Origin of the sequence: Marinobacter albus, assembly GCF_030238305.1 — a bacterium.
Lineage (GTDB): Bacteria > Pseudomonadota > Gammaproteobacteria > Pseudomonadales > Oleiphilaceae > Marinobacter > Marinobacter albus.
On the sequence record NZ_JASSQD010000001.1, the window covers coordinates 1,818,487 to 1,839,322 of the forward strand.

A 20,836-nucleotide genomic window follows, 5' to 3' on the forward strand; every position below is an offset into this window, starting at 1 on the left:
GATTCTGTCTATGGAGGACCTCAGGGCCATGCTTGATGACGGCCGGCACCTTCCTTCGAAATCCGTTATGTTTACTGTCGACGACGGTTTTTTTGATCATCACGATGTGGCCGCCCGGGTATTTGGAGAGTTTGGTTTCACCCTGAACTTCTTTTTGATTACCGGATTTCTAGATTTGAAACTCTGGCCATGGGACGATCAGGTTGCGTACGCGTTGCATCGCGCTCAGCCCTCAAAGGTTCAGATAAAGATGCCCTCCGGTGCCATTTTTCCGCTAGACCTTCTGAACAACGAGATCAACGATGTTGTTTATAGTCTTCGCAGCAGGTTAAAGAAGGAAAGTCAGAGCGAACTTTATGACTGGTTGGAAACAGAGCTATATCCAGTTCTGAAGGTAGAATGTCCGGACGAGATCCCTCCTGAATACAAACCAATGTCCTGGGACAATGCCAGGACTCTCCGCGATTTGGGACACGGGGTTTTTCCACATACCTGCACTCATCGAATTCTTTCAACGTTGCCAATCGAACAAAGGCAAACGGAAATTGAAGTCTCAATCAAGAGAGTAGCGGCCGAGCTACGTTATGCTCCGGAGATTTTTGCCTATCCTACCGGGCGCCTGTCTGACTATGACGAGGTTGATGTCGAGCATCTCGGTAAACACGGCATCAAGATGGCTTTTAACACTGTTCCTGGCTACGTTCGAGCTGGACAGAATTGTTTTGAACTGCCTAGATTTTCATTGCCTTGTGATTCGGATGATTTTCGCCAAATCGTTAACGGGTTTGAGGCATTCAAGATGAAATTGCGGGGATTAGCTAAACCTGCGGCGTAATTTCTTGTTGGTTCTGCGAAAGATATTTTTAATAGCATCCCAAGAATATTTACAGGCCGGGATTGGATCTCTCCAATAGAATAATGCGCCAATCCTTCGGCGAAAGAGTAGTCTTAGATAGAGAAAAAGAATGGAGAAAATGTTTTCCCGATCTTCCAGCCTCGCAATCAAATCACCAAAGAAGTTCCAGTAGACCACGTTATTTGTTTGTGGACCAAACGCCACTTCCTGGCCATAGGCCACCCGAGTGCAGGCAAGAATGTTATTGATACCGCATCGAGTATCAAACCAGTTACACATGCCCAGGCGAGGATTAGTCTCGATATATAAGTATCGACCGGAAACGGGATCTTTTTTGAACTCGATCATGGCTGGCCCACAATAGTTCAGGGCCTTTCCGATCTTTTCACACTCCTCACGCAGCTCCATGTTCTCTCGACTAATGGCCAAAGAAGTTACACCGTAATGGGACGGCATCGTCCCTAGGCGCTGGAATAGAAAACAGGCGCTCATTTCTTTCTGGAGGTTAAAGGTGACATTACAAACCCATAGGTTGTCGTCTGCACCCTGAATGACTTCCTGGCCGATGAACCTCTCTACCTGCCCCCTGAAACGTTGTCGAAATTCATCGAGTTCGGTCTGGGTGTAGAGGATGACATTCTTGGCCCCCAATATTTGATAATCGCGAAACGTACGGGGCTTGATAATTAGTGGAAAGGATTCAGGATCGTTGACAGAGAGTTGGTAGTAGGTTTTGGGTAGAGCAATTCCGCCTTGCTCCATCGCCCGGCATTCGAGCTTTTTATCGTTCAGGATACGGGTCGTTTCCATGGAGGGGACAATCAGATGATGCTTGGAATACCCTTCATTTTTGAGCTCCCCCAGTAATTCGGCGGAATTGTCCGAGCAAGCCAACAAAACCCCCGGACCGTTCTCTCTGATGAACAACCGGTCGAGTATCGGCCTGAGATCTGCCAAAGAAGGATTAGGCGGTACCAGAAAAGTCACCTCGCTGAAACGACTGTAAGTGCTTAGGTCTGAACGTTTCGTGATCAAAGTGTAGGCCTTGAGGCCGGCCTGGGCCGCGGAACGGATCGCTCCAAGACCATTGAGGCCGTTTGCGAGAATGATGACGTAGGGAGACGGCATGGACACTGTCAGCGCCTCAGTGCTCTTAAGTATTGTCTGAGTTCAAACCAAAAAGGCCTGAGGTCGTTCCAGCGATTTACTTCATGCCGGGTTTGTAGCCCTGGCTGGAAAAAACGTAAAACTTCGATGAGCTTTTGCCCAAAGGAATAGTTTTTATTCGGCGACTTCAAGATGATGATAAGCCGATCAAGGTCTCCAAGGATCCAGCGTACCCGCCGTTGTCGCCACTTTACTTCGGGCATCTGCTGCTCGGTGCAGACGAGATACAGCCACCAGGGGAAGTCTATTCCTGAATCAATAGCCAATTGCAGGGAGCCCCAGAATCTGGGGTTTACCTCCATTAAATAGCCGGTGCCGTTATGGTCAACCCGGAACTCTACCATCGCAACACCATGCCACTGGACGCCTCCCAGGAGATGCTCGGCGGATAATCTTAACGCATCATTTAATGGTGCGGACTCGCTCAAGACACTAACGCCGCCCGCAGGGGGCTTTTCACGGATCCTGCGGTGTGAGAAATAGCACACTGGCTTACCATGATTATATAGCGCGAACACGCCTTGGCCCGTCCCTGCGATGAAAGATTGAATTGTGAAAGGATATGAAAAGAAATTGTAGGAAGCCAGGTACGAACGGGCCTGTTCAGCCGATTCAGCAATGAGAACGCGGGTTGATACAATATGGCCGTCCTCAAGAATTTTTGACTTGAACGGCTTTAACACGATGGGGAAGTGATCTATTTGGCCGAGCTTCCTCAGTCCTTCTTCAGCATTTTCACAAAACAGGGTTTCGGGAACCGGCACCCCCTTAATAGTGGCATATTTGAAAAGCTCGTTCTTGTTGGCAAGCTTCTCAACGGAGTCGCTACGTGGAAAGGGAAAGGTTACATGTTGAGGCAGTTCGTCGCGGTATCGGAGAAGGACATATGTGGTCGCTTCTGTAATGGGCAGCAAGAAGGAAATGTCCAGATCGTTGACTAGCTTTACTATCGCCTCAAAAAAGAGGCGTGGTGACTCATAAGGGTCAGGATAGGTCGCCCTTACTTTGCAATAACGGGACATTCCAGCCATCGAAGTCGCTGTGCTTTCCGCGACTGCCACCCATAGATTTCTAGAACCAAGAGATCTGACCGCTGCCAGCGATGCCCGCTGGTTCCCATCAAGCACCAAGATTCTGGATTCCATGGATAGCAACGTCCTTTGTTGGTACCAACCTTGAGAAGCGGGACTATATTATCATTAATAACAGCTCCAAATACTATCGAGGTGGGCCGTCGTAGAAGATACGTATGTTCCTCGTAATCTGATCAGGCGTCTATATGAAAGATAGCCTCAAGAACTTCTCCGTTGATTACTTCAGTTGTGGCATGATAGGGCTAGCCATAGATTTTCGGGGACTTTCACTCAGAAATAAGGAGATTATCTGGTGAACCGGGTGGTGTATGAACGGTTTGGATCAAGAAATGGGCTTGTTCGATTTCTTGGGTATTGGCTCCTCTTTCAGATAGGAGCCTATCGCCGTTTCCCCGCTTTGATACCTGCAGCCGATCAGCGGGTCGTCTTTGTTTGCAGTGGCAACATATGCAGAAGCCCTCTGGCCGAAGTGTATGCTCGCAGCCTGGGCCGTGAAGCCAAGTCCTGCGGGCTTGACTGCACCGATGGTCATCCTGCCGATCCGAGGGCTAGGGAATTCGCACGCAGGCGCGGTTTAACACTGGACGACCATAGGACGGTCAATGTCCGGAATTTCGAGTTTCAGGATAATGACCTGATCGTCCTGATGGAGCCGACGCATATCGCCTCTTTTCAGAATAAGATCGGTAAAGCCTATCCACTGGCGCTAGCGGGAAGTTATTGCAAGCGGCCTGCTCCTTATATTCACGATCCGTTTAATTGCAGTAAAGAGTTCTTTGCCAACTGTGAACACAAGATCATGGAAGCGGTGAGGAGAATCTGTGATTAAAAAGCGCAAGGAGGTCAGTCTCCAGGAGTTTTATCAGCTCAACATCGGGGCGATGTGGCGGTATTTCAGAACCGAGACACTGGCTTTCTGGATGATCTGCGCCTACCTGTTTCTGGAGTACGTAAGACCGCAGTCTATTTACCCTTTCCTGAACTTCCTTCCGTGGACACAGTTGGCTGTTCTTGGAGCATTCATCGGGTGCTTTAATGATAAGAGCGTAAAATGGGTTTCGTCTCCAATAAATATTTGGCTGGTATTGTTCTTTGTCATAATTGTCCTTTCAAGTGCCTTTGCCTATTGGCCATCATTTGCTTTTGAGCGACTGGAGAATTTTTATACCTGGTTTATTATTTATTTTTTAATTATTAATATCGTAAATACCGAGAAGCGGTTTTTTATATTTATATGTATTTTCTTTTTGGCGACGTTTAAACTATCACTTTCGCTTTCAATAACCTGGGCAAAGCGCGGCTTCGCGTTCACCGATTGGGGGTTAAGTGGGCCGCCTGGCTTTTTCCAGAACTCAGGTGAGCTTGCCATCCAAATGCTGGTTTTCTGGCCTCTTGCCTGGGCATTTGCCCTGTATCTGAAGCCACATATCAGTAAAGCTAAATATTTTATTCTGTTACTGATGCCATTTACTGCAATGATGGTCGTTCTCGGCGCCAGTTCCAGGGGCGCACAGCTTGCCCTGCTTGTTCAATTGATCGTACTTAACTCCAGGTCCCTGTTTAAACCAAAGGTTTTGGTTTCCTGTGCAGTGGTTTTATCCATTCTTTGGGCCGTTCTGCCCCAGGAGCAGAAAGATCGTTTTCAGGTGGCAGGGGACGATCGAACCTCGATTCAGAGACTCCTTTATTGGGAAAACGGCATTGATATGATGAACAATCATCCTGGGCTAGGTGTGGGGTATTTTAATTATGTCCCATTTTATGAACGGGCGTATTACGAAGACATGTTATACGATTTCGCTGAACTTCCTCACAATATCTTCATTCAAGTTGGAGCTGATTTGGGGTATCCCGCATTGGTACTCTATTTGATTATGATCTCCTATGCATTATTTAAGACTAGAAAAGTCGGGAAAGTTCTGAAAAAGAATGCAGAGAGTAGTTTCTTCACGACAATTTTTTCTTATCTAAACCTTTCTCTTATTGGGTTTGTCGTTGCGGGTCAGTTTGTTTCCGTTGTTTATTATCCTTTTCTCTGGATTCATTTTGCTTTGTTTGTGTGTGCCTGCAATATTGTTTTTTCGGAGGTTTTGGTCCCAAGTCGTCGCAAGAAAAAAATTCATCGACTTGGGCGCGGAGCTGAAGGCAAGGAACTGAGTCGGGTGTAAATTCGGCAATGCCCTGATAACTGTTCATGGGTTACAGTTTGATCAACCTAATCTAGGAATTAAAGCTGCTGAATCTGGGAGAGTAGTATCGCCCTCTGGCTGGTTTCCCTTTCGAGAATTTCTTTTTTCAGGTCAACTGCGTCCTGACGCATGGGCTCAAGACCGTTTACCATTTGATCTATCGCATGCTTTATATCCTGCGCTGTGTTCTGGCTAAAAACGGCGCCTTTCGAGAAGTATCTCCTTTGCACGGGCGTGTCCGAGAGAATCACGGGTTTCTCGGCGGAAATACTCTCGTACGCTCCACATACCATGCAATCCGACCGCTTTGTCATATCAATGCAGAAGTCCGCTGAAAAAAGATGATCATGGAAAGCATTTTCATCTATGAAGCCGAGAAGATGGACGTTGCTTGGAATGGTGTTAGTACGCAAGGATCGGATTTTCTTATGGTTTCCGGAAAAAAAGAACTCGACCTCATCTGTAAAAGCTGAAGCCGCTTCAAGAATTTCGCGGTAAGGTTCGTCTTCGCTCCAGGAGGTAATGCAAAACGCTTTGATCTTCTTTTTTCCACCGCATTCGACCGGTGCCATTTTCCTCTCAAGGTTTGGAAGAGGGTCCGGCAGGATGATCGGAGTGCCGCCACACGAGGTGATGAATTCGGCCAATTCCGGGTTTGTTACGATGACGGCGTCAGCCTTTCGAATAACAAACCTGTTTATTCTTGGCAGAAACCGACTACCGTTTTCCGGCCCGTGAATTCCGGCGTTGTGGGCGTCGATGATTACTTTAAATTTTCGCCACGGTTTGAGAGTTATCGCGAGGACTGCCAGAACAATAGAAGGGTTCTGAGCAAAGAAGTAGCGCGGTTTTTGTTTTCCTACAATAGCGATGGTTCGGAGAGTGCTTCTAATATAACGCGAAGCGCGACCGGGGCCTTCTTCAATGACTTCGTAAAGCGGGACATTAAAATAATCACTCGCAGAGCGGTTTCTGGTTTGCCGCTCCCATGTCACCCAGACTGCATCATCCCTGATTGTGGGGGGCATAAGAATACCTTTCTTGAAATGGTCTATTCCACGTTGAGCTGTGGTGCCGCTGGACGAACACTTGGCTCCCCGCCACCGCTACTGGCACCGCCAACCATTGGATTGCCGCTAGCGTCTCGGTTCGAAGGCGTATCCGACGTAACCACGATATCGTCTACATACATGAACTGCGTCTTGGGCGCTGCGCCATTCCAGTATGTGAAAAGATGAGCCCGGTCAGACGTGTCGGAAGAGCTGTTCAGCGTTTCAGCCCCCGTGATTTCCCGGAGCAGCCTTCCGTCTTTCCATACCCGAACGACGGCAGTTCCGCCTTGGTCGGCGGGAACATTATCAAATTTGATATACATCTCATAGGTTTCCCACCGTCCGCGTTGGACCTCATCCGAGGGCGCACCGAATTCAAACCATTGTTGCTGACCTTCGTAAATAAACTTGTGGGGAACCGTGGATGCTTCCGGGTTCATGTACCAGTCGTTGTACCCGGAGTTGGAACCATCACTCTTCTGAGCATGAATCCTGAGAAACTTCAGGTGACCGCCACCGCCGGTTGAGTCGTAGTTGAATCCCTCGGGAAAATAGGTGTTGACGCTGAACCAAACTTCATCGCCCTTTCTTAACAACTCCGGGTAATTGATGATCCCTCCCCACTCACCAAAGGCCGTCGAGCCTCCGGTCACAGTCAACTTAGCGGCCTTGCTGCCAGTCAGAACCCGCTCGTCGGTAATGTAGGATCCTCCGGCTGCGTCATCGAAATCCTGATCACTGCCGCTCTGCGCTTTGGAACCGATCGCCCCTTGCTCGAAAGTCAAAGCTCGCGTCCAGGAGTAAGCGGGAAGGGAAAGGGCCACTAACAGCGAAAGTACCGCTGTTTGGACGAAAACATTGGAGTGTTTCATGTTAACTCTCTCCATGTTGCGGACTTGGGAGGCGTGTCTGATGCAGAGGCAGAAACGCGGTTTGACGTTGGAACAATTATAGCTGATTGTCCTTTAGTCGGAGCAATAAATTTTCTGGTTTCCGTCGCAACTTTAATTGTTCGTTCTGGTTCTCCCGGACAATAGAAATCTCACTATCTGAGTCGTATAAAAGACGGTTTCATATAACCTCTTGTTTTTAACCGAGTCTGTGTGGGGCGTTTATCGGTGAAGTTGGCTAGTAATCGGTCATTAAGGAATTGTCATCATTAAAAGAGCATTACCAAAATGCTAATCATTTGGTGTCGAGTACTACGTAAGTGCAGACAATATTACGACTCTACGTAATGGTCATTTCGGTCTCCGGAATGGGAGAATTTGAAACTTTTCGAAGTATTTAATTGAGCGCTACAGAAGAATCAGTTAATGTTTCTTGAAAAATCCTATTACATAGTCTTTCGATCCTGAGAGTTCATTTTTCTCAAACAGTGAGAAAAGAACTGCTAGTGAGAATGTTATTGCAAGTAAAATTTTACTGGATATTGAAGGGATAGATAAATCTTGATTAATAAAGGACTGGTCAACTATTTCAGCTAGCAATAATGCCACAATGCCGGTAAGCAATGATTTTTGGTTTATCTTCATAGGATAGATTTTATTTGCAATATGTAGTGCATACGCGTATTGGACAATAGAGCCAGCTGCCAGCGCAATTGACGCCCCAACGAAACCATAATCGGGTATTAAAACGAAATAGAATATGGTAATAAAGGCCGCGGTAACGATGTTATTCTTGGTGAGCTCGAAAGTTCGGTTTCGATACATAAAACTGAAGTTGTTGAAGATCGTCAAGCTTTGAAAAATCCCCGCCAGTACAAGAAACGGGACGGCGTCAGTTGCAGGGTGGAATGGCGGGGCAGACATAAACTGAATAATTATCGTCGAGAATGTGTTTACGCTGATGCCTGAAACCAGCAAGAGTGCAGTGATCATCCGAAATGCCAGTGAGTATGAGGGGTAGGGGTTAGCCGTTTTGGCAATGGCAAAGCGCTCAGTTTGCCAGTATTGCGAGAACGGACTCCAGACTAGGACACCTACAATCGCACCGAATTTTGATGCTAATTCGAAAAGTCCCACATCATCCAGGGACGAGAATATACGGATAAAATAACGGTTGGATGAACCAATATAAAGTCCAATGAGGCCTGATATCCACAATGGCCAGCTGAATTTTAAAATTTTAACGGCCAGAGATTTTGTTAAATGGAAGCCGGTATGATATATCGTGTAGGTCGTTAAGGTAATAGATATAATGACTGAAGATATAAGGCTGCTTAGTGCAAGGCCCATTAGGCCCCAGTCTAATATAACGATTGTCAGAATGTTCAGGCTTAGCTGGAGGGCAAGCTTAGCCATGCTAAAGTTAAAGAAGGTCCATGGCTTTTTAACTATTCGTAAATAGGTGAGGCTATATTGCTCTAAGGCATGGGTAAGTATCAATGCGGAGAAGATGATTATGTAGATGCTGTATTTTTCGTCTCCGAATACGAGTGACGATAGGGGAGTTGAAAAACTGGCCATTATCAAGCAGGCAAAACCACTGAAAAAAGAGGTGATCAAAAAAGCAGTAGTGACTACGGAGTTTTTTCGTCTCCGACTATCTTCTTCGTGAAAAAACTTCGGTACGGCCTGAAACATGTGGCCACCTAAAATAATTTCAAAAAGGCTTACCAAGAATATTAAAAGGCCAATAACACCATAGTCGGCAGGCGTTAAGTAACTTGTGTAGATTGGGAGCATCAAGAACCCAACAAGCTGTCTGGATATATTTCCGACAGCGTAGATTGTTGAGTGTTTGACCATTTGTTGGGTTTGGCTCACAACACAAGCTCCTGCTCGCGTTCCAGTTCTCTGAAAATATTGATTATTCCCTTCGCTTGAGCGGTTCGGGAGTAATGTTTGATGACACGTTCTCGGCCTTTACTTCCCATGGTCTCGAGAAGTTCTGTTTGATTGAGAAGAGTATTCAGTTGCTCTGCTGCCGCGACATGATCGTTAACAGGGAATTTTCTACCAGTGTCTGATGCTACCGCTTCATTCAACCCCGGAAGATCTGATACCAGGAGTGGTAATTCGGTTGCCGCCATCTCAAGTGAAGACATAGGGAAGGAGTCCCATTCAACTGAGGCGATCATCCCAACGGAGCAACTCTTTAGGAGGTCAGGTACATCGGCCCGGTATCCGCCAAAGGTGATGTGTTCATTGACCTCAGGGTCCTGCAGATATTCCAGGAAGTTCTCACGCTCTCCCGGTCGGTTTCCGAGGATAAGGAACTGAACGTTCTTTTGTTTTAGCTTGCGGGTCAGGATTTCTGCGGCCTGAAGGATAACGTGCACACCCTTTCTTCTTTCCATATGCCCCGAAAATACAACGATTTTTCGGTCCCTTGGTATGTCAAAACATTCGTGGGCGTACCAACGTCTTGACGGGTCCGGTGCATACTTCCGAGTGTCTATTCCGGTTTTAACAATGGAGGTTTTCGAGAAGGGGATTCCTCTACCATTAACAGCGGTATCACGCATTCCGTCAGATTGAAAAACATAGTGATCGGGGCCGTAACGTTTGGTTGAAACCTCGAGCTTTTTTAGGAAGAGTTTTAGGCCGCTGTTTAGTGAGCTCATTGGCGCCCCCCAATATGATACGAAGGTTTTTACACCGCCCTTCCGAAGCGCCTGATACATCGGACGTGAGACAGGCTGATCAAATCCGAGGAGGCGCTGGATCCGGTGTTTCCTGACATAGGATTCGATGCTCCTGAGTTGATCGGGGTCTGACCACTGTGTATCAAGGTGAAGGATATTGGTCAGCTCCGCCGGCAGTGAAGAGGTCATTCCGCCGGTCAAATCTGAGTAAGCGTAATGCACGTTTTGAATATCGCCCGCCAGATTCCTCGCAACATCTAGGAACGTGTGTTCATGGCTTGATGCTGCATACCCGGGGTTCGACTCACAGTGAAAAAGAACCATCATTCCTGTCACGAGCCCTTTGCCTCCGTTGGCTTCCCGATGGAATCGGCGAGCGGTTCCTCCAATACATCTGCGAGTAATCGGTAGGGGCGCTCGCTGACTTTTTTTTCTTCCTGCTGAATCTTGTGAGCGGCGGCTTCGAAACTCTCCCGGGATTCAAGAGCCTCGGACACCAAGGCGTCCAGATTGTCATCGACGTGATTTATGGATGTAACCAATGGCTTTAGCCCCAGGGCCTCAAAAGACCCCGTAAGTTTTGCCTGGGTATACTCATCAACATAAATTCCGACCGCTGGGACGCCTATCGACAGGGCAAATACGAGCTGATGGTACCGCATGGATATAACAAACTGACTGTCTGCGGTGAGAGCCTTTAGTTCGGATGCCAGAGGTATGGGATCCACGAGGTGGAAGCTCTCCTTCTTCCACAAATGCTTTATTTGATTCGCCAGCGCGATGTCACCCTTGGTACCCATGGGCGCATGGTGAGGAATAAAGACACTATTTAGGTTATGCGACCGAACGGCTTGTTCAATGGCTGCAGCCACTCGGAGAACGTCGGAGTCATCCATGTCCCCAAATTTCCGCATGGAGATACAAGCGAAGTCACCGCTATCGGCGCTGATTGACCGGCTGTACTCGCTGTGACGTTTCTCCAGATAGCAGGCATCATCCAGAGCAAAGTGAACCGGTGAGCTGACTTGCGTGTGGGAAAAGTTGATGTCCCGAACACCGATCCATTTTGCTTTGCGCAGAGCCCGATCGACGGCTTCTCTGTGTGGCTGTTCAAAGGGTCCGATCGTTTGGCTGACGAGGATGACGTCTTTCTTGAAAAAATTGGCGACTTTCAGAAGCCGCAGCCGAGCCTCAAGAACCCCAGGCCAGACACTCGTCATATTCCCGCCACCGCACACCAGGACTTTGTCGCAACGCGCCACCTGGTATACGTTCATGGCAAAGGCTTTGAAATAGGACAGTGGTTTGGTCCAGAGCATGCTTCTGAATTGGTTGTCCGTTATGTGGTAGAACGCAAAGGCGCGAATTCCATAGGTTTCCGGAACCTGGGCGGGACTGGCGCAGCCCAGTATCAGGTTCTCCTTTCCTACCAACTTGCCGAGGCGTTCTATAGCCACCTGCGCCATTGCTTCGTCCCCGACATGGTAATCGGGTCCGAGTCCAGTGATGTCCGATAACATGAGAATTTTTGGCATTTCCCTATACTCTGTAATTCACAAACAAGTTAACGATCCTTGTCGCTCTCGGAGCTTCCGGGTAGTGTAAATCCCTGGATCGGTATTTAAGTCGCTTCAAACTCGCTCAGGCCTGTATATCTATTGTAGAGCCCCAAGTACTTTTCTGTATTCGATTGCTTTCCAAAAATGCCGGTGGCGTGTGCCAATCCTCTCTGGCATTTCCGCGCGCGCTCCTCGCAGGCGTTGAGGGCCATTGACGTAACTGACGCATAGGCTTCCGGTGTTTGCTCGTCCACGAGCCAACCACATGCTCCCTGATCGAGCACTTCGGGTATTCCGCCTACTCGATGCCCGATAACCGGAATCTCAAGCGAGAGGGCTTCCAACAGGGTCAGCGGCAGACCTTCGTGGTCCGATGTCATCAGAAGGGCATCAAGCGTTCTTAGTTCCGTAAATGCGGGGTTCACAAAGCCTCTAAATTCAATTTTTGTAGTGACCCCCAAGCTTTCAGCCAACTCCCGCAGTTCACTATCCAGCGGCCCGGTTCCGATGATGATCCCTCTGCAGTTTTCGCCCGTCCGATTAAGGAGGGCAATTGTTTTGATGAACAGATCCACTCTCTTTACCGGAGTAAGACGGCCAATGATCCCTAACCGTTTTGTTTCCCCAGCTTGCCTGACCAATTTCGGCCACTGAGCCCGGATAGCTTCGACATCTACAAAGTTGAATATCTTGTGTACCTTGCCGGGAAATACCGGCGAGAGACGTTCCTCTAACTGTGTCGACACGGCTACAACAGCCTGCTGCCTAAACCGGCCAAGGAAATGATCAAGCTTGTGAATCAACCATTTGTGGGGGGCGCTCAATTTAAACGCGGATTCCGGATTGCCGTGGACAGTTCGGACTGAGTAAGGGACATGAGCGAGATCTTTGCCGACTATCCCCAGGATGTTTTCCTTGAACCCGTGGGTGTGCAGCAATTGTGTTTGATATTTCCGGCAGTGATCCCGTATTACCTGGATCATCTGGAGGGCGTTCAGCCGGGATTCGTCAGCCAGGTCCACTGGGATGCCGAGCTCGCGAAGCTTTTGACTGAGTATGCCTTCGTTAAAAACGATAGCCGTCAGGTTTAGTTCGTTGGATGCCTTCAATGCCCGACACAGGCTAAAGACCTGTACTTCGGCGCCAGCCCACAGGTCTCCGGATACGACATGAGTGACAACGCCGGGAATGTTCATAGCTTTCATAAAATTCCCCGACCGATCGTGGCCAATAAGTGTCGGGCACTGCCACTGTTTCCGTCATGTAGATTGAATCGGTGTAGGTCAAACGGATCGCGGTTTCCGAGATTCCACCCTGTCTTGGTGGTACAGGCCGCTCGATAGCGATCTTCTACCAGCTTCCTGCCTTCAGCGGTAATGTCCCCATTGGGGTAACAAAAAATGGGCACTATTCCCGTCCCGAATTCGTTCAAGTCATCCAGACATCCAAGAATCTCTCGCTTCAGCGTGGCGGGATTATCAAGACGATTAAGACGGAAATGATGCTGAGTATGAGCGCCATAGCGAACAAGATCGTCAGAGGCCATTTCCGTTAGTTCCTGACGATTCAGTATCGACCTGCCGTCTCCGCTGGCGTCTGAGGACGGGGATCTTTGGCTGGCCTCACTGAGGTGGGCCATGATCGTGGCGTCATCAAGGCTCTTCAGTCGGTTTATAGCCTGGTCAGCCTGATACAGTGTCAGCGGCGATTGATTAGACTGGGCATTCGGCAAGTACGGGGTGAGCCATTGGTATTCAGGCCCTGCCTCATTGATGGGCTTTGAAGTAAGCAGTTTAAGGACCTTCTCCGGCCAGAAAACGTCGTTTGTATCGACAAGGCGCGTCACCAAAAAAACTGTTGCCGGCACATTCTCTGATTTGAGGATAGGGTAGGCATACTGGAAGTTGTCTTTCCAGCCATCATCAAACGTCAGGGCTACGGAAAGCTTCGGCAATGCCCGGTCGCTTGCGCGAAGCCGCAGCCACTCGTCGAGATGTATCGGGATGGCCCCGAGAGATTTCATAAGATGGATGTGGCGCCTTAATACCTCTGGCGCCGTCACCATTCCCGGTTGTTCAAACTCACGGTCGGGATGATGTTTAGGCAGGATCCGGTGGTACGTCAGGATGATCAGTATTGGCTCAGATGCCAGCTTCACTCTCAGCCAGCCATAAACAGCGAGAGCGGCAATGACCAAAAATTTCAAAGCAGAGCGTAAATAGGCCAAGACCATGCCTCCTTGAAAGCCACCAGTGGTGTTGGCTTTATCGTCCCTGTATAGTCTGTAACCATGATTCTGCCAGTAGAAGGCGGAGTTGTCATTAATGCCGGTGCACAGGGATTGAGAGCTATGCTGGTTTTATTGTTTTGGTTGGCCGTCTTCGGCGTTTCGTTCAGCTATTTTATTTATCCCCTCCTGTTAGCTCTGGTCCCTAAACGAAAACACACCGGTCACAAGCGGTCCAGCCCGGAAGACGAGTCTCCAGCGGTTTCCCTCATCGTGACTGCCCACAATGAAGAATCACGAATACGTGAAAAAATCGAAAACTGTCTGCAAATCGATTATCCCAACCTCGAGATATTGGTCGCTTCGGACTGCTCTACCGATGCTACCGATCAAATCGTAGGGGATTATGAGAAAAATAACGTTCTGCTTGCCCGCGCGGAGGAGCGAAAGGGTAAGGAGCATGCGCAGTTGCAGGGAATCCTGAAATCCTCCGGCCAGATCTTGGTGTTCTCCGACGTTGCCACCTCTATTCCGAAAGATGCGCTTCACAAACTCGTTCGATATTTTAAGGACCCTGCTGTCGGCGCGGTCTCGAGCGAGGACCGATTTTTCAGTCGGGACGGCAGTATCGTTGGGGAAGGGGCCTACGTGCGCTACGAGATGTGGTTGCGTGGGCTTGAGTCTGACCGGGGCGGTGTTGTGGGCCTGAGTGGTTCTTTCTTCGCAGCCAGAAAAGAAGTCTGTGAGCGCGACTGGGATATTTATTCTCCCAGTGATTTTAACACCGCCTTAAACTGCGTGAGAAAGGGGCTGGTAGCAGTTACCGCGCCGGATGTTCTTGGCTTCTACCAGGATGTCAGTGATCCGTCTCGAGAGTATCAGAGGAAGATACGGACAGTAATCCGGGGGCTTACGGCCCTGAGTCGGCACCTGGAAGTGCTGAACCCAAAACGTTATGGACTTTTTTCGTTCCAGGTTTTTGGGCACAAAGTCATGCGCTGGGCAGTGCCGTGGTTTCAGCTACTATTGCTCGGCACTTCTTTGCTCTTGTCGAGCGAGGGGGTTACCTATTTCGTGGCGCTTCTCGGTCAAATTGCGTTCTATGGTTTGGTCATTTTGGCGCGTTTTGTTCCGACAGTAAGGGGCAAGACCTGGGGAAAGATCCCGTATTTCTTCGTTCAGGTTAACCTTGCCATAGCCCAGGCGACTCTCTCCTTCCTGACTGGTCGAAGGATGACAGTGTGGACTCCCTCGAAACGTTAGATACTCGGAAGGTAGGTCTATGTTGGGCAAGCTAAGACCGGTGGGCAGCCGGATCCCGAATCCAGATGCTGTGTCGACAACCGAAAAGTTTCCCTGGCATCGCGATTACCGTGCCGAATTCACCAGTTCTGGAACTGCGGCGCTCGCAATGGCTATTTCCCTGGCCGTTTCCCGAAAGGCGGCGATTTCGCCTCCTGAAGTCATTATTCCAGCGTATGGCTGCCCTGATTTGGTGGCAGCAATTGTGGCTAATGGGGGAAAGCCCGTTCTGGCTGATCTCATTCCCGACACCGGTGTCATGGACGAATCTCAGGTGAGAGGTGCGGTGACGTCCCAAACGGTTGCCGTGGTGGCGGCGGGACTGCTTGGGTTTCCGGAACGTCTTGAGGTGCTTGCGAAAATCTGCAATGACCTTGAGCTTTTCCTGATTGAGGACTCCGCCCAGTGCTTTCCTCCGGCGAGCACTGAGAACCCCTGGGCAGATGCCGTTGTAGTCAGTTTTGGGAGGGGAAAACCGATTAACTTGATGGGAGGAGGGGCTCTGCTGGTCAGGGTTGAACTCGAAAAAGACGCGAGGGACGTTATCGAACGATTTCCACTGCTAAAAGCCAAAGCCGGAGTGATTTGGCGGCTCAAACGGCGCCTCTTTCACCTGCTCATGGCCCGTTACCCTTTCTTTGTCTTGGAAAAACTTCCTTTTTTAAACATCGGCGACACGAAATATCAGGAATGTTCCGCGATATGTCGAGTTGCAATGTCTGAGTTAATGGTTCTTGCGGGAATTGATGATTTTTTTTCTCGGCCCCTGACTTATCCGCTTTATGATCGAGAGTTAAAGCCCTTGGAGCAATTCGGCTGGAAAAAACTGGAAGGAGAGGGCGCCTCAGTTCAAAACCCGCGGATTCGCTATGGTTTGCTCGCGCCAACGGAAGATGTTCGTGACCAGGCTTGCCGGGCACTCAATAGCTCAGGAATTGGCGCAAGTCGTTTTTATGGGCAGACTTTGGCGAAAATCGAAGGCTTGCAAGACCTCTGTGGCTCCGGATATTTCCCGGTTGCCGAGGATTTTGCTTCCCGATTGTTAACCCTGCCATGCCACGAAGATGTCAAGGCAGATGACGTGGCCCTGGTAGCCCGGATCCTTTTAGGTTTATACGAGAACTAAGTCCAAAGGGCCATGAGGCAGGGACTGGCCGTCTCGCCTATATCACCACCTTCAATTTCAGTTACTGGACAATACTCGTTTCTACACCTGAGTATTCTCCAGCCACACCATCGGTATCAATTGCCCTGATCTTGAACTGCCATTCGCCTGCTTCAAGGTCTTTGACCAGGTAGCTGTTGGTTCCGGTAGGCTCTATTATTTGCGTTTGCGCCGGAGCTCCCTCTGCATTCACTCTTATCGCGTCGGCAACTACGTAACCATCGGCGTCGTTATCGATCCGAACAACGACCCCGACATCGTTTGTGGTGAAGGTGCCCAACAACTGGAACGAACCGCCGTTTTCACGTTGGTCAACGGTTGCGGCATCGGTAGTCTCACTGCCACTGCTGTCTGTGTAGGTGTACTCGTAAGTCGCATTGGACGCGCGCAGACCTGACGACACCCAATGGGCGTAGAGTTCGTAGGTGGTTCCAGGAACCAGGTTTGTGACGCGCCACTCCGCTGCGGTTTCTCCGGAACCCGGCTCCATGATGAAGTAGTCGCTGCCAATAAATCCGCCATAGCTGCTTGAGGTCCGTCCGCCTCCTGAACTCATAAAATTGCCTGATTCGTTGTCAACGACTATCTCCGCTCCAGCCACGGCCAACTGATAGGAGAGTTCATACTGGGCGATATCGCTCTCGCTTAGAGGACTACCATCGGTACGCTGAGTGGGTGGAGTCCATGTCACCAGAACAGAAGTAGTGTCCGGTACGCTAGAGGCGTCATTCGGGTCAGTTCCGGCGGTGTACTCCTCTAAATTGGAGAAGCCATCGTTGTCCGAGTCGGCACCTGAATCGTCGGTCGTTGGGTCGAGGCCGACGGAAACCTCATAACCATCCGGAGAACCATCGCCGTCCGTATCTGAATCGGTGGGATCAGTCAGGGTCAGGAATTCGTCGAGATTGGTCAGATTGTCGCCATCAGGATCGAGATCGGCGTCTGCGGCAGAGTTCGGATCAAGTCCATAGGTGAGTTCCCACTCATCAGGAATACCATCACCATCCGAGTCATCGGTTACTTCGCCGCCAGAGATCCCTACTTCCCTGAAAAGAACGGCATCGGCGATTACGTAACCATCCGCATCGTCGTTTACGGTTACCCGCCCGGTTAAAGTCGACATTCGGTAAGTACCAAGCTTGAACCACTCGCCCCCGTTTTCTCGCTGATCGACGATCACCGTCTCTGTTACCAGGTTGTTTCTGCTGTCCAAGTGGTGGACAGTGTATTTGACATTCGATCCACGTCTTGGTGTTGACGACCACTTTGCGTAAATATCAAAGGTTCTGATTATGTTTAAGTTCCAGGTCGCGACATTGTCTCCCTGACCGGGAGGCACGATCAGATAGTCACTGCCCTGATAGCCTGAAATAGAACTTGATATTCTCCAGTCGCCGTCGGCGTAAAAGCCGATATCCTCCCGGTCAATAATGTGTTCAGAGAGGTCACCTGCCGCAGGGGGACCAAGTTCTTCGACGTCTAAGGGCGTTTGAATGGCACAACCGGCGAACAGTGAGCTCGAAATAGACAGAAGTAAAATCCTATTATTTCTGACCATGAGAGCATCCTCAGACCTAAATAGAAAGTGCGGGGTAATTCACTGAAGCATGGCACAGGGCTGTGATAAATAAATATGTAGGTTAGTTTTTCTACTTTTATAAAATGGGTTTTGATGAAGAAATAGAATTTCCAAATACTGTCATAGCCAGTCCTTGATGCTCGCGAAAAGAATTTTGCCGGAGCATCCGGTTTTCCTGACAATCTTTCAGGTTGGATTGTATGCGATACGCCTTGGCTTGAGCCGATCCCGCATAGGGGCTTCGAGGAGATGGTAGGTTAGGTGTGACAGTCCCAGGACAATCAGCGTTAGCCCTGCCATAACGATGAGCTGCTCAGAGAAAGACAGCGCCTCGCTCACGGGCACCCCCGTAAAAAACACAATACTTTCTCGAACCAAGTCCATGATGAACCAGTGTACGAGGTAAATTGAGTAGGAAATTTTGCCTAGATAGACCAGTGCCGGGTGATTCAGTAAGTGCGGTTCAGAGCCTGGTAGTCTGGCCGCACAGAGTACCAGCCACATAAACCCGGCGACGGAAATCACGCCGGGGATGGGGAGTGCAAGCAGGACCAGATTCACGGCCAAGGCCGGCATAAGAAGCCGGCCGGAGGCAAAGTCACTGAAAAGCCCCACTTGATAGCATCGGAATAACATCAAACCCAATGCCGCCTCGCTCAGGCAGCGGACCAGCATCGGCCATCCCGCGTATTCAAGGCCAAGGTCGCCAAAATTCCATTCAATGATGGCCAGCGGTAGTAGTGCAAGGCCAGTCAGGAAAGCGGGGCTTCTGTGGGCAACTGGGAGCAGCCAGCGCATCAGGAAAGGAAGCGAAAAATAGATGATCCATTCGGCGCTGATGGACCAGGCAGGCTGATTCCAGTAAGCCTTCCAGTGTAGCGTTTGCACCAGGAACACGTTCGTCAGAAGGGTGTCCGCACTCTGGTCGCTGGTGAAGGGTTCGGTCAGATTATTCATGCCCTCGGCGCCAAGCACGCTCAGGAGCCATTGAAGGCTTTCAAACCCGACGAACAGTAGCAGGACGAACAGGTGTAACGGGTAAATCCGTGCAAACCGGGTCTGCATAAACCTTCGATAGGTTGAGCCGTCAACGCCTGCACGGAAATGGTTCTGATAGACATAGGCAAGTACGAAACCGCTGAGGATAAAGAACAGGTCAACCCACAGGTAGGATTTGTAGAAGAGTTTTGATGGGATTATTCGGCCGATGTCGAGGAGCAGGACAAACATGAAGTGATGGCACATCACTAGAATCGCGGCAATCCCCCTCAGAGAGGTTAGGGCAGATAGTTCCGATCTGGTTTGGTGGGGCGCCTGCGTTGCTGTTTCCATGGCCTTTAATGTAACCCATTCAATAAGCTGGCAATTTTTCGTTTACCCAGTCCGTAATTGCCTCAATGACACGCCTTCGATCCTCTGGTTCCGAGAGGATGTGCGTTGCATTGGGGCGATGAATGACGGTGAGATTGTCTTTGAACGATACGTCGTCGAAACAGTCCTCGAACTGTTTGTGGTATTTGTAGTGTTCGTTGCCAAGAAACACATACAGCATATCCAACCCCCTATCATTCAGGGTCTTGAGACCTTGTTGTACGTCTTCCTTCGGCGGGTAACTGGCAAAATCCGGGACCTCGAAAAACTGCTCTTCGATACCTGAAACTTCCACCCCCTTCTTGACCTTCCGCAAACCTAGTTTGCGTAATAGCCAGGTCAGCCATCGGGTAGGTGAGAGCAACCTCGGTGAATAGTGCATCATATGGCTCTTCCAGGTCGTGTAGCAGTAGCCGTCCAGTTGCACTGTGCCTAGAACCCGTTCGTCAGCGATGGCGGTGCGGTAGGCTGCGAATGCCCCGGAGCAGAGGCCGTAGAGGATGAAGCGGTCAATCTTCTTCCATTTCCCGAGGTAATCCATCACTTCCTGCACTTCCTCAATCGCCGACTGGTTCGCGGTCAAGGTGCCCCGCCGTGCGTCACTGTCACCAATACCGGAAAAATCGAACCGAAATGTGGCTATGCCCGCGTGTTCGGCCAGCGCCCGCCCCAACGATACCGACAGGCGGCAGGAACCAACCCGGTGGATAACACCTGAGTTCAGTAAAATCACGGCCGTTTTGGAATCCGACACCCGATCGGCGTCTGGTTCACAGAAGATGCCCACCAGAGGCAGATGATCTCCAACTGTGACTACCCGTTCTCGCATGATCTTCCCTTTATGAAGAGGTTGTCCGGCCGAAATACTGCTCGATCGCATCGATCACCGGCTTTGGCCACAGAATTCCTCCGACGTGATCAACATAGTTCCAGTCGTGGGGCGCCGGGGCCAGTTCTGAGTAAAAGCCCGGCTGGCTGGACAGGAAACGTTTCAGTTGAGCGAAGGTCTCGGATTCATGAGACATGATCTGTGCAATAGGAACCCCGACCCGGGGTGCCAAGTCCTCGAGATGCCAGCTCGAGATGGATTCTTGAAAAAGTGGCGGCATACAAAAGCCATTGAAATGCAGGGTTCCATCCGAAGCGATGATTCGGGATCGGCTGCCAAGAGGTTGGGCATCAACAATTGCGGACCGAATGCCCTCAACATAGGCTGAGCCATCAACGACGGGATCCCACATTACCAGACGGGAGACCTGATCGTTCTCCAACGTTGCCTTTGCCGCCAGTAAGGCCCCCAGTCGCAGTCCTATCAAGGCAACCCTGGGTACCGCGGCCATGTCCTGTAGTTCCTGGATGGCGTGTCCGATGTCGGTTACCCATTGATCGGCGGATACGCCGGAAATATCACCCGCGGAATCCCCCGTCCCCCGGTAGTCGAACCGAAGCACCGGGTAGCCGAGGCTTGCCAGATTAATCGCCAGTCGTCGTATGGACTTGTGCGCCCTCAAATACTCCTGGCCGAATGGATTACACAGGACAATGGCCTCATTGCGGCTGGCACCCTGTCTGGGGTGGAACGCCCCGAACAGATAGCTCTCAGACGGACCGAAGTAAAACGCTTCCAATATGCTCTCCCGATCACACTGCAATTTGGCACGAGGAACGTTTATCGACTTGTTG

The 20,836-nt window shown here is 50.0% G+C and carries 18 protein-coding genes; 5 read left to right on the plus strand and 13 right to left on the minus strand.

Annotated features, from left to right (window positions below; translation table 11 throughout):
• Window positions 1-28: 28 nt before the first annotated feature.
• Window positions 29-835 carry a polysaccharide deacetylase family protein gene (locus QQF73_RS08540; RefSeq protein WP_285367860.1) on the plus strand — a complete coding sequence of 269 codons (807 nt, stop codon included), beginning with the start codon at window positions 29-31 and terminating at the stop codon, window positions 833-835.
• Here QQF73_RS08540 and QQF73_RS08545 read toward each other — a convergent pair.
• Entirely contained in the window at window positions 815-1,984 is a 1,170-nt protein-coding gene (locus tag QQF73_RS08545; protein WP_219865874.1) for a carboxylate--amine ligase, read from the minus strand. The two genes, QQF73_RS08540 and QQF73_RS08545, sit on opposite strands and share 21 nt — an antisense overlap.
• Window positions 1,985-1,992: 8 nt before the next feature.
• Window positions 1,993-3,168 carry a carboxylate--amine ligase gene (locus QQF73_RS08550; protein WP_219865873.1) on the minus strand — a complete coding sequence of 392 codons (1,176 nt, stop codon included), beginning with the start codon at window positions 3,166-3,168 and terminating at the stop codon, window positions 1,993-1,995.
• Between the two features lie 241 nt (window positions 3,169-3,409).
• On the opposite strand from QQF73_RS08550, the gene QQF73_RS08555 reads away from it, so the two are divergent.
• Window positions 3,410-3,946, plus strand: coding sequence for an arsenate reductase/protein-tyrosine-phosphatase family protein (locus QQF73_RS08555; RefSeq protein WP_285367861.1), 537 nt, complete (start codon window positions 3,410-3,412; stop codon window positions 3,944-3,946).
• Entirely contained in the window at window positions 3,939-5,285 is a 1,347-nt protein-coding gene (locus QQF73_RS08560; protein WP_219865871.1) for an O-antigen ligase family protein, read from the plus strand. Before QQF73_RS08555 ends, QQF73_RS08560 begins: the two co-directional genes overlap by 8 nt.
• 59 nt (window positions 5,286-5,344) lie before the next feature.
• On the opposite strand, the gene QQF73_RS08565 is transcribed toward QQF73_RS08560, so the two are convergent.
• The 7 genes from QQF73_RS08565 to QQF73_RS08595 form a co-directional block, all read right to left on the minus strand.
• Window positions 5,345-6,334: a glycosyltransferase family protein gene (locus QQF73_RS08565; RefSeq protein WP_285367862.1), complete on the minus strand. Its 990-nt coding sequence runs from the start codon at window positions 6,332-6,334 to the stop codon at window positions 5,345-5,347.
• Between the two features lie 23 nt (window positions 6,335-6,357).
• Window positions 6,358-7,230 (minus strand): polysaccharide lyase family protein, encoded by an 873-nt coding sequence (locus QQF73_RS08570; protein ID WP_285367863.1) that lies wholly within the window; start codon window positions 7,228-7,230, stop codon window positions 6,358-6,360.
• Between the two features lie 441 nt (window positions 7,231-7,671).
• The gene (locus QQF73_RS08575) at window positions 7,672-9,129 is read right to left on the minus strand and encodes a lipopolysaccharide biosynthesis protein (protein WP_285367864.1); all 1,458 of its coding nucleotides are present in this window, start codon (window positions 9,127-9,129) and stop codon (window positions 7,672-7,674) included.
• Window positions 9,126-10,277: a glycosyltransferase family 4 protein gene (locus QQF73_RS08580; RefSeq protein ID WP_285368289.1), complete on the minus strand. Its 1,152-nt coding sequence runs from the start codon at window positions 10,275-10,277 to the stop codon at window positions 9,126-9,128. Before QQF73_RS08580 ends, QQF73_RS08575 begins: the two co-directional genes overlap by 4 nt.
• Window positions 10,278-10,282: 5 nt before the next feature.
• A complete protein-coding gene (locus QQF73_RS08585; RefSeq protein ID WP_219865866.1) occupies window positions 10,283-11,485 on the minus strand; it encodes a polysaccharide pyruvyl transferase family protein in 1,203 nt (400 codons plus the stop codon).
• A gap of 86 nt (window positions 11,486-11,571) precedes the next feature.
• Window positions 11,572-12,714: a glycosyltransferase gene (locus QQF73_RS08590; protein ID WP_285367865.1), complete on the minus strand. Its 1,143-nt coding sequence runs from the start codon at window positions 12,712-12,714 to the stop codon at window positions 11,572-11,574.
• Window positions 12,711-13,736 (minus strand): polysaccharide deacetylase family protein, encoded by a 1,026-nt coding sequence (locus tag QQF73_RS08595; protein WP_228743206.1) that lies wholly within the window; start codon window positions 13,734-13,736, stop codon window positions 12,711-12,713. Before QQF73_RS08595 ends, QQF73_RS08590 begins: the two co-directional genes overlap by 4 nt.
• 63 nt (window positions 13,737-13,799) lie before the next feature.
• Here QQF73_RS08595 and QQF73_RS08600 point away from each other — a divergent pair, with 63 nt between their 5' ends.
• Both QQF73_RS08600 and QQF73_RS08605 read left to right on the plus strand, forming a co-directional pair.
• Entirely contained in the window at window positions 13,800-14,999 is a 1,200-nt protein-coding gene (locus QQF73_RS08600; protein ID WP_285367866.1) for a glycosyltransferase family 2 protein, read from the plus strand.
• Between the two features lie 19 nt (window positions 15,000-15,018).
• Entirely contained in the window at window positions 15,019-16,164 is a 1,146-nt protein-coding gene (locus tag QQF73_RS08605) for a DegT/DnrJ/EryC1/StrS family aminotransferase (protein ID WP_219865863.1), read from the plus strand.
• Window positions 16,165-16,225: 61 nt separating this feature from the next.
• Here the strand turns inward: QQF73_RS08605 and QQF73_RS08610 are convergent, their stop codons facing one another.
• The 4 genes from QQF73_RS08610 to QQF73_RS08625 all read right to left on the minus strand — a co-directional run bounded on the left by QQF73_RS08610 (window position 16,226) and on the right by QQF73_RS08625 (window position 20,781).
• The gene (locus tag QQF73_RS08610; RefSeq protein WP_219865862.1) at window positions 16,226-17,761 is read right to left on the minus strand and encodes a golvesin C-terminal-like domain-containing protein; all 1,536 of its coding nucleotides are present in this window, start codon (window positions 17,759-17,761) and stop codon (window positions 16,226-16,228) included.
• A 207-nt stretch (window positions 17,762-17,968) separates the two neighbouring features.
• The gene (locus QQF73_RS08615) at window positions 17,969-19,114 is read right to left on the minus strand and encodes an acyltransferase family protein (protein WP_285367867.1); all 1,146 of its coding nucleotides are present in this window, start codon (window positions 19,112-19,114) and stop codon (window positions 17,969-17,971) included.
• A gap of 19 nt (window positions 19,115-19,133) precedes the next feature.
• On the minus strand, window positions 19,134-20,033 hold the full coding sequence (locus QQF73_RS08620) for an alpha/beta fold hydrolase (protein WP_285367868.1): 900 nt from the start codon (window positions 20,031-20,033) through the stop codon (window positions 19,134-19,136).
• Entirely contained in the window at window positions 19,993-20,781 is a 789-nt protein-coding gene (locus QQF73_RS08625) for a serine aminopeptidase domain-containing protein (RefSeq protein ID WP_285367869.1), read from the minus strand. Before QQF73_RS08625 ends, QQF73_RS08620 begins: the two co-directional genes overlap by 41 nt.
• Between the last annotated feature and the right edge of the window lie 55 nt (window positions 20,782-20,836).

Bases quoted from the DNA above. Each gene is read 5' to 3' on its own strand.
- QQF73_RS08540 (WP_285367860.1), top strand. From the start codon at position 29: ATGCTTGATGACGGCCGGCACCTTCCTTCGAAATCCGTTATGTTTACT.
- QQF73_RS08545 (WP_219865874.1), bottom strand. From the start codon at position 1,984: ATGCCGTCTCCCTACGTCATCATTCTCGCAAACGGCCTCAATGGTCTT.
- QQF73_RS08550 (WP_219865873.1), bottom strand. From the start codon at position 3,168: ATGGAATCCAGAATCTTGGTGCTTGATGGGAACCAGCGGGCATCGCTG.
- QQF73_RS08565 (WP_285367862.1), bottom strand. From the start codon at position 6,334: ATGCCCCCCACAATCAGGGATGATGCAGTCTGGGTGACATGGGAGCGG.
- QQF73_RS08570 (WP_285367863.1), bottom strand. From the start codon at position 7,230: ATGAAACACTCCAATGTTTTCGTCCAAACAGCGGTACTTTCGCTGTTA.
- QQF73_RS08580 (WP_285368289.1), bottom strand. From the start codon at position 10,277: ATGATGGTTCTTTTTCACTGTGAGTCGAACCCCGGGTATGCAGCATCA.
- QQF73_RS08585 (WP_219865866.1), bottom strand. From the start codon at position 11,485: ATGCCAAAAATTCTCATGTTATCGGACATCACTGGACTCGGACCCGAT.
- QQF73_RS08590 (WP_285367865.1), bottom strand. From the start codon at position 12,714: ATGAAAGCTATGAACATTCCCGGCGTTGTCACTCATGTCGTATCCGGA.
- QQF73_RS08600 (WP_285367866.1), top strand. From the start codon at position 13,800: ATGATTCTGCCAGTAGAAGGCGGAGTTGTCATTAATGCCGGTGCACAG.
- QQF73_RS08605 (WP_219865863.1), top strand. From the start codon at position 15,019: ATGTTGGGCAAGCTAAGACCGGTGGGCAGCCGGATCCCGAATCCAGAT.
- QQF73_RS08610 (WP_219865862.1), bottom strand. From the start codon at position 17,761: ATGGTCAGAAATAATAGGATTTTACTTCTGTCTATTTCGAGCTCACTG.
- QQF73_RS08615 (WP_285367867.1), bottom strand. From the start codon at position 19,114: ATGGAAACAGCAACGCAGGCGCCCCACCAAACCAGATCGGAACTATCT.
- QQF73_RS08620 (WP_285367868.1), bottom strand. From the start codon at position 20,033: ATGCGATCGAGCAGTATTTCGGCCGGACAACCTCTTCATAAAGGGAAG.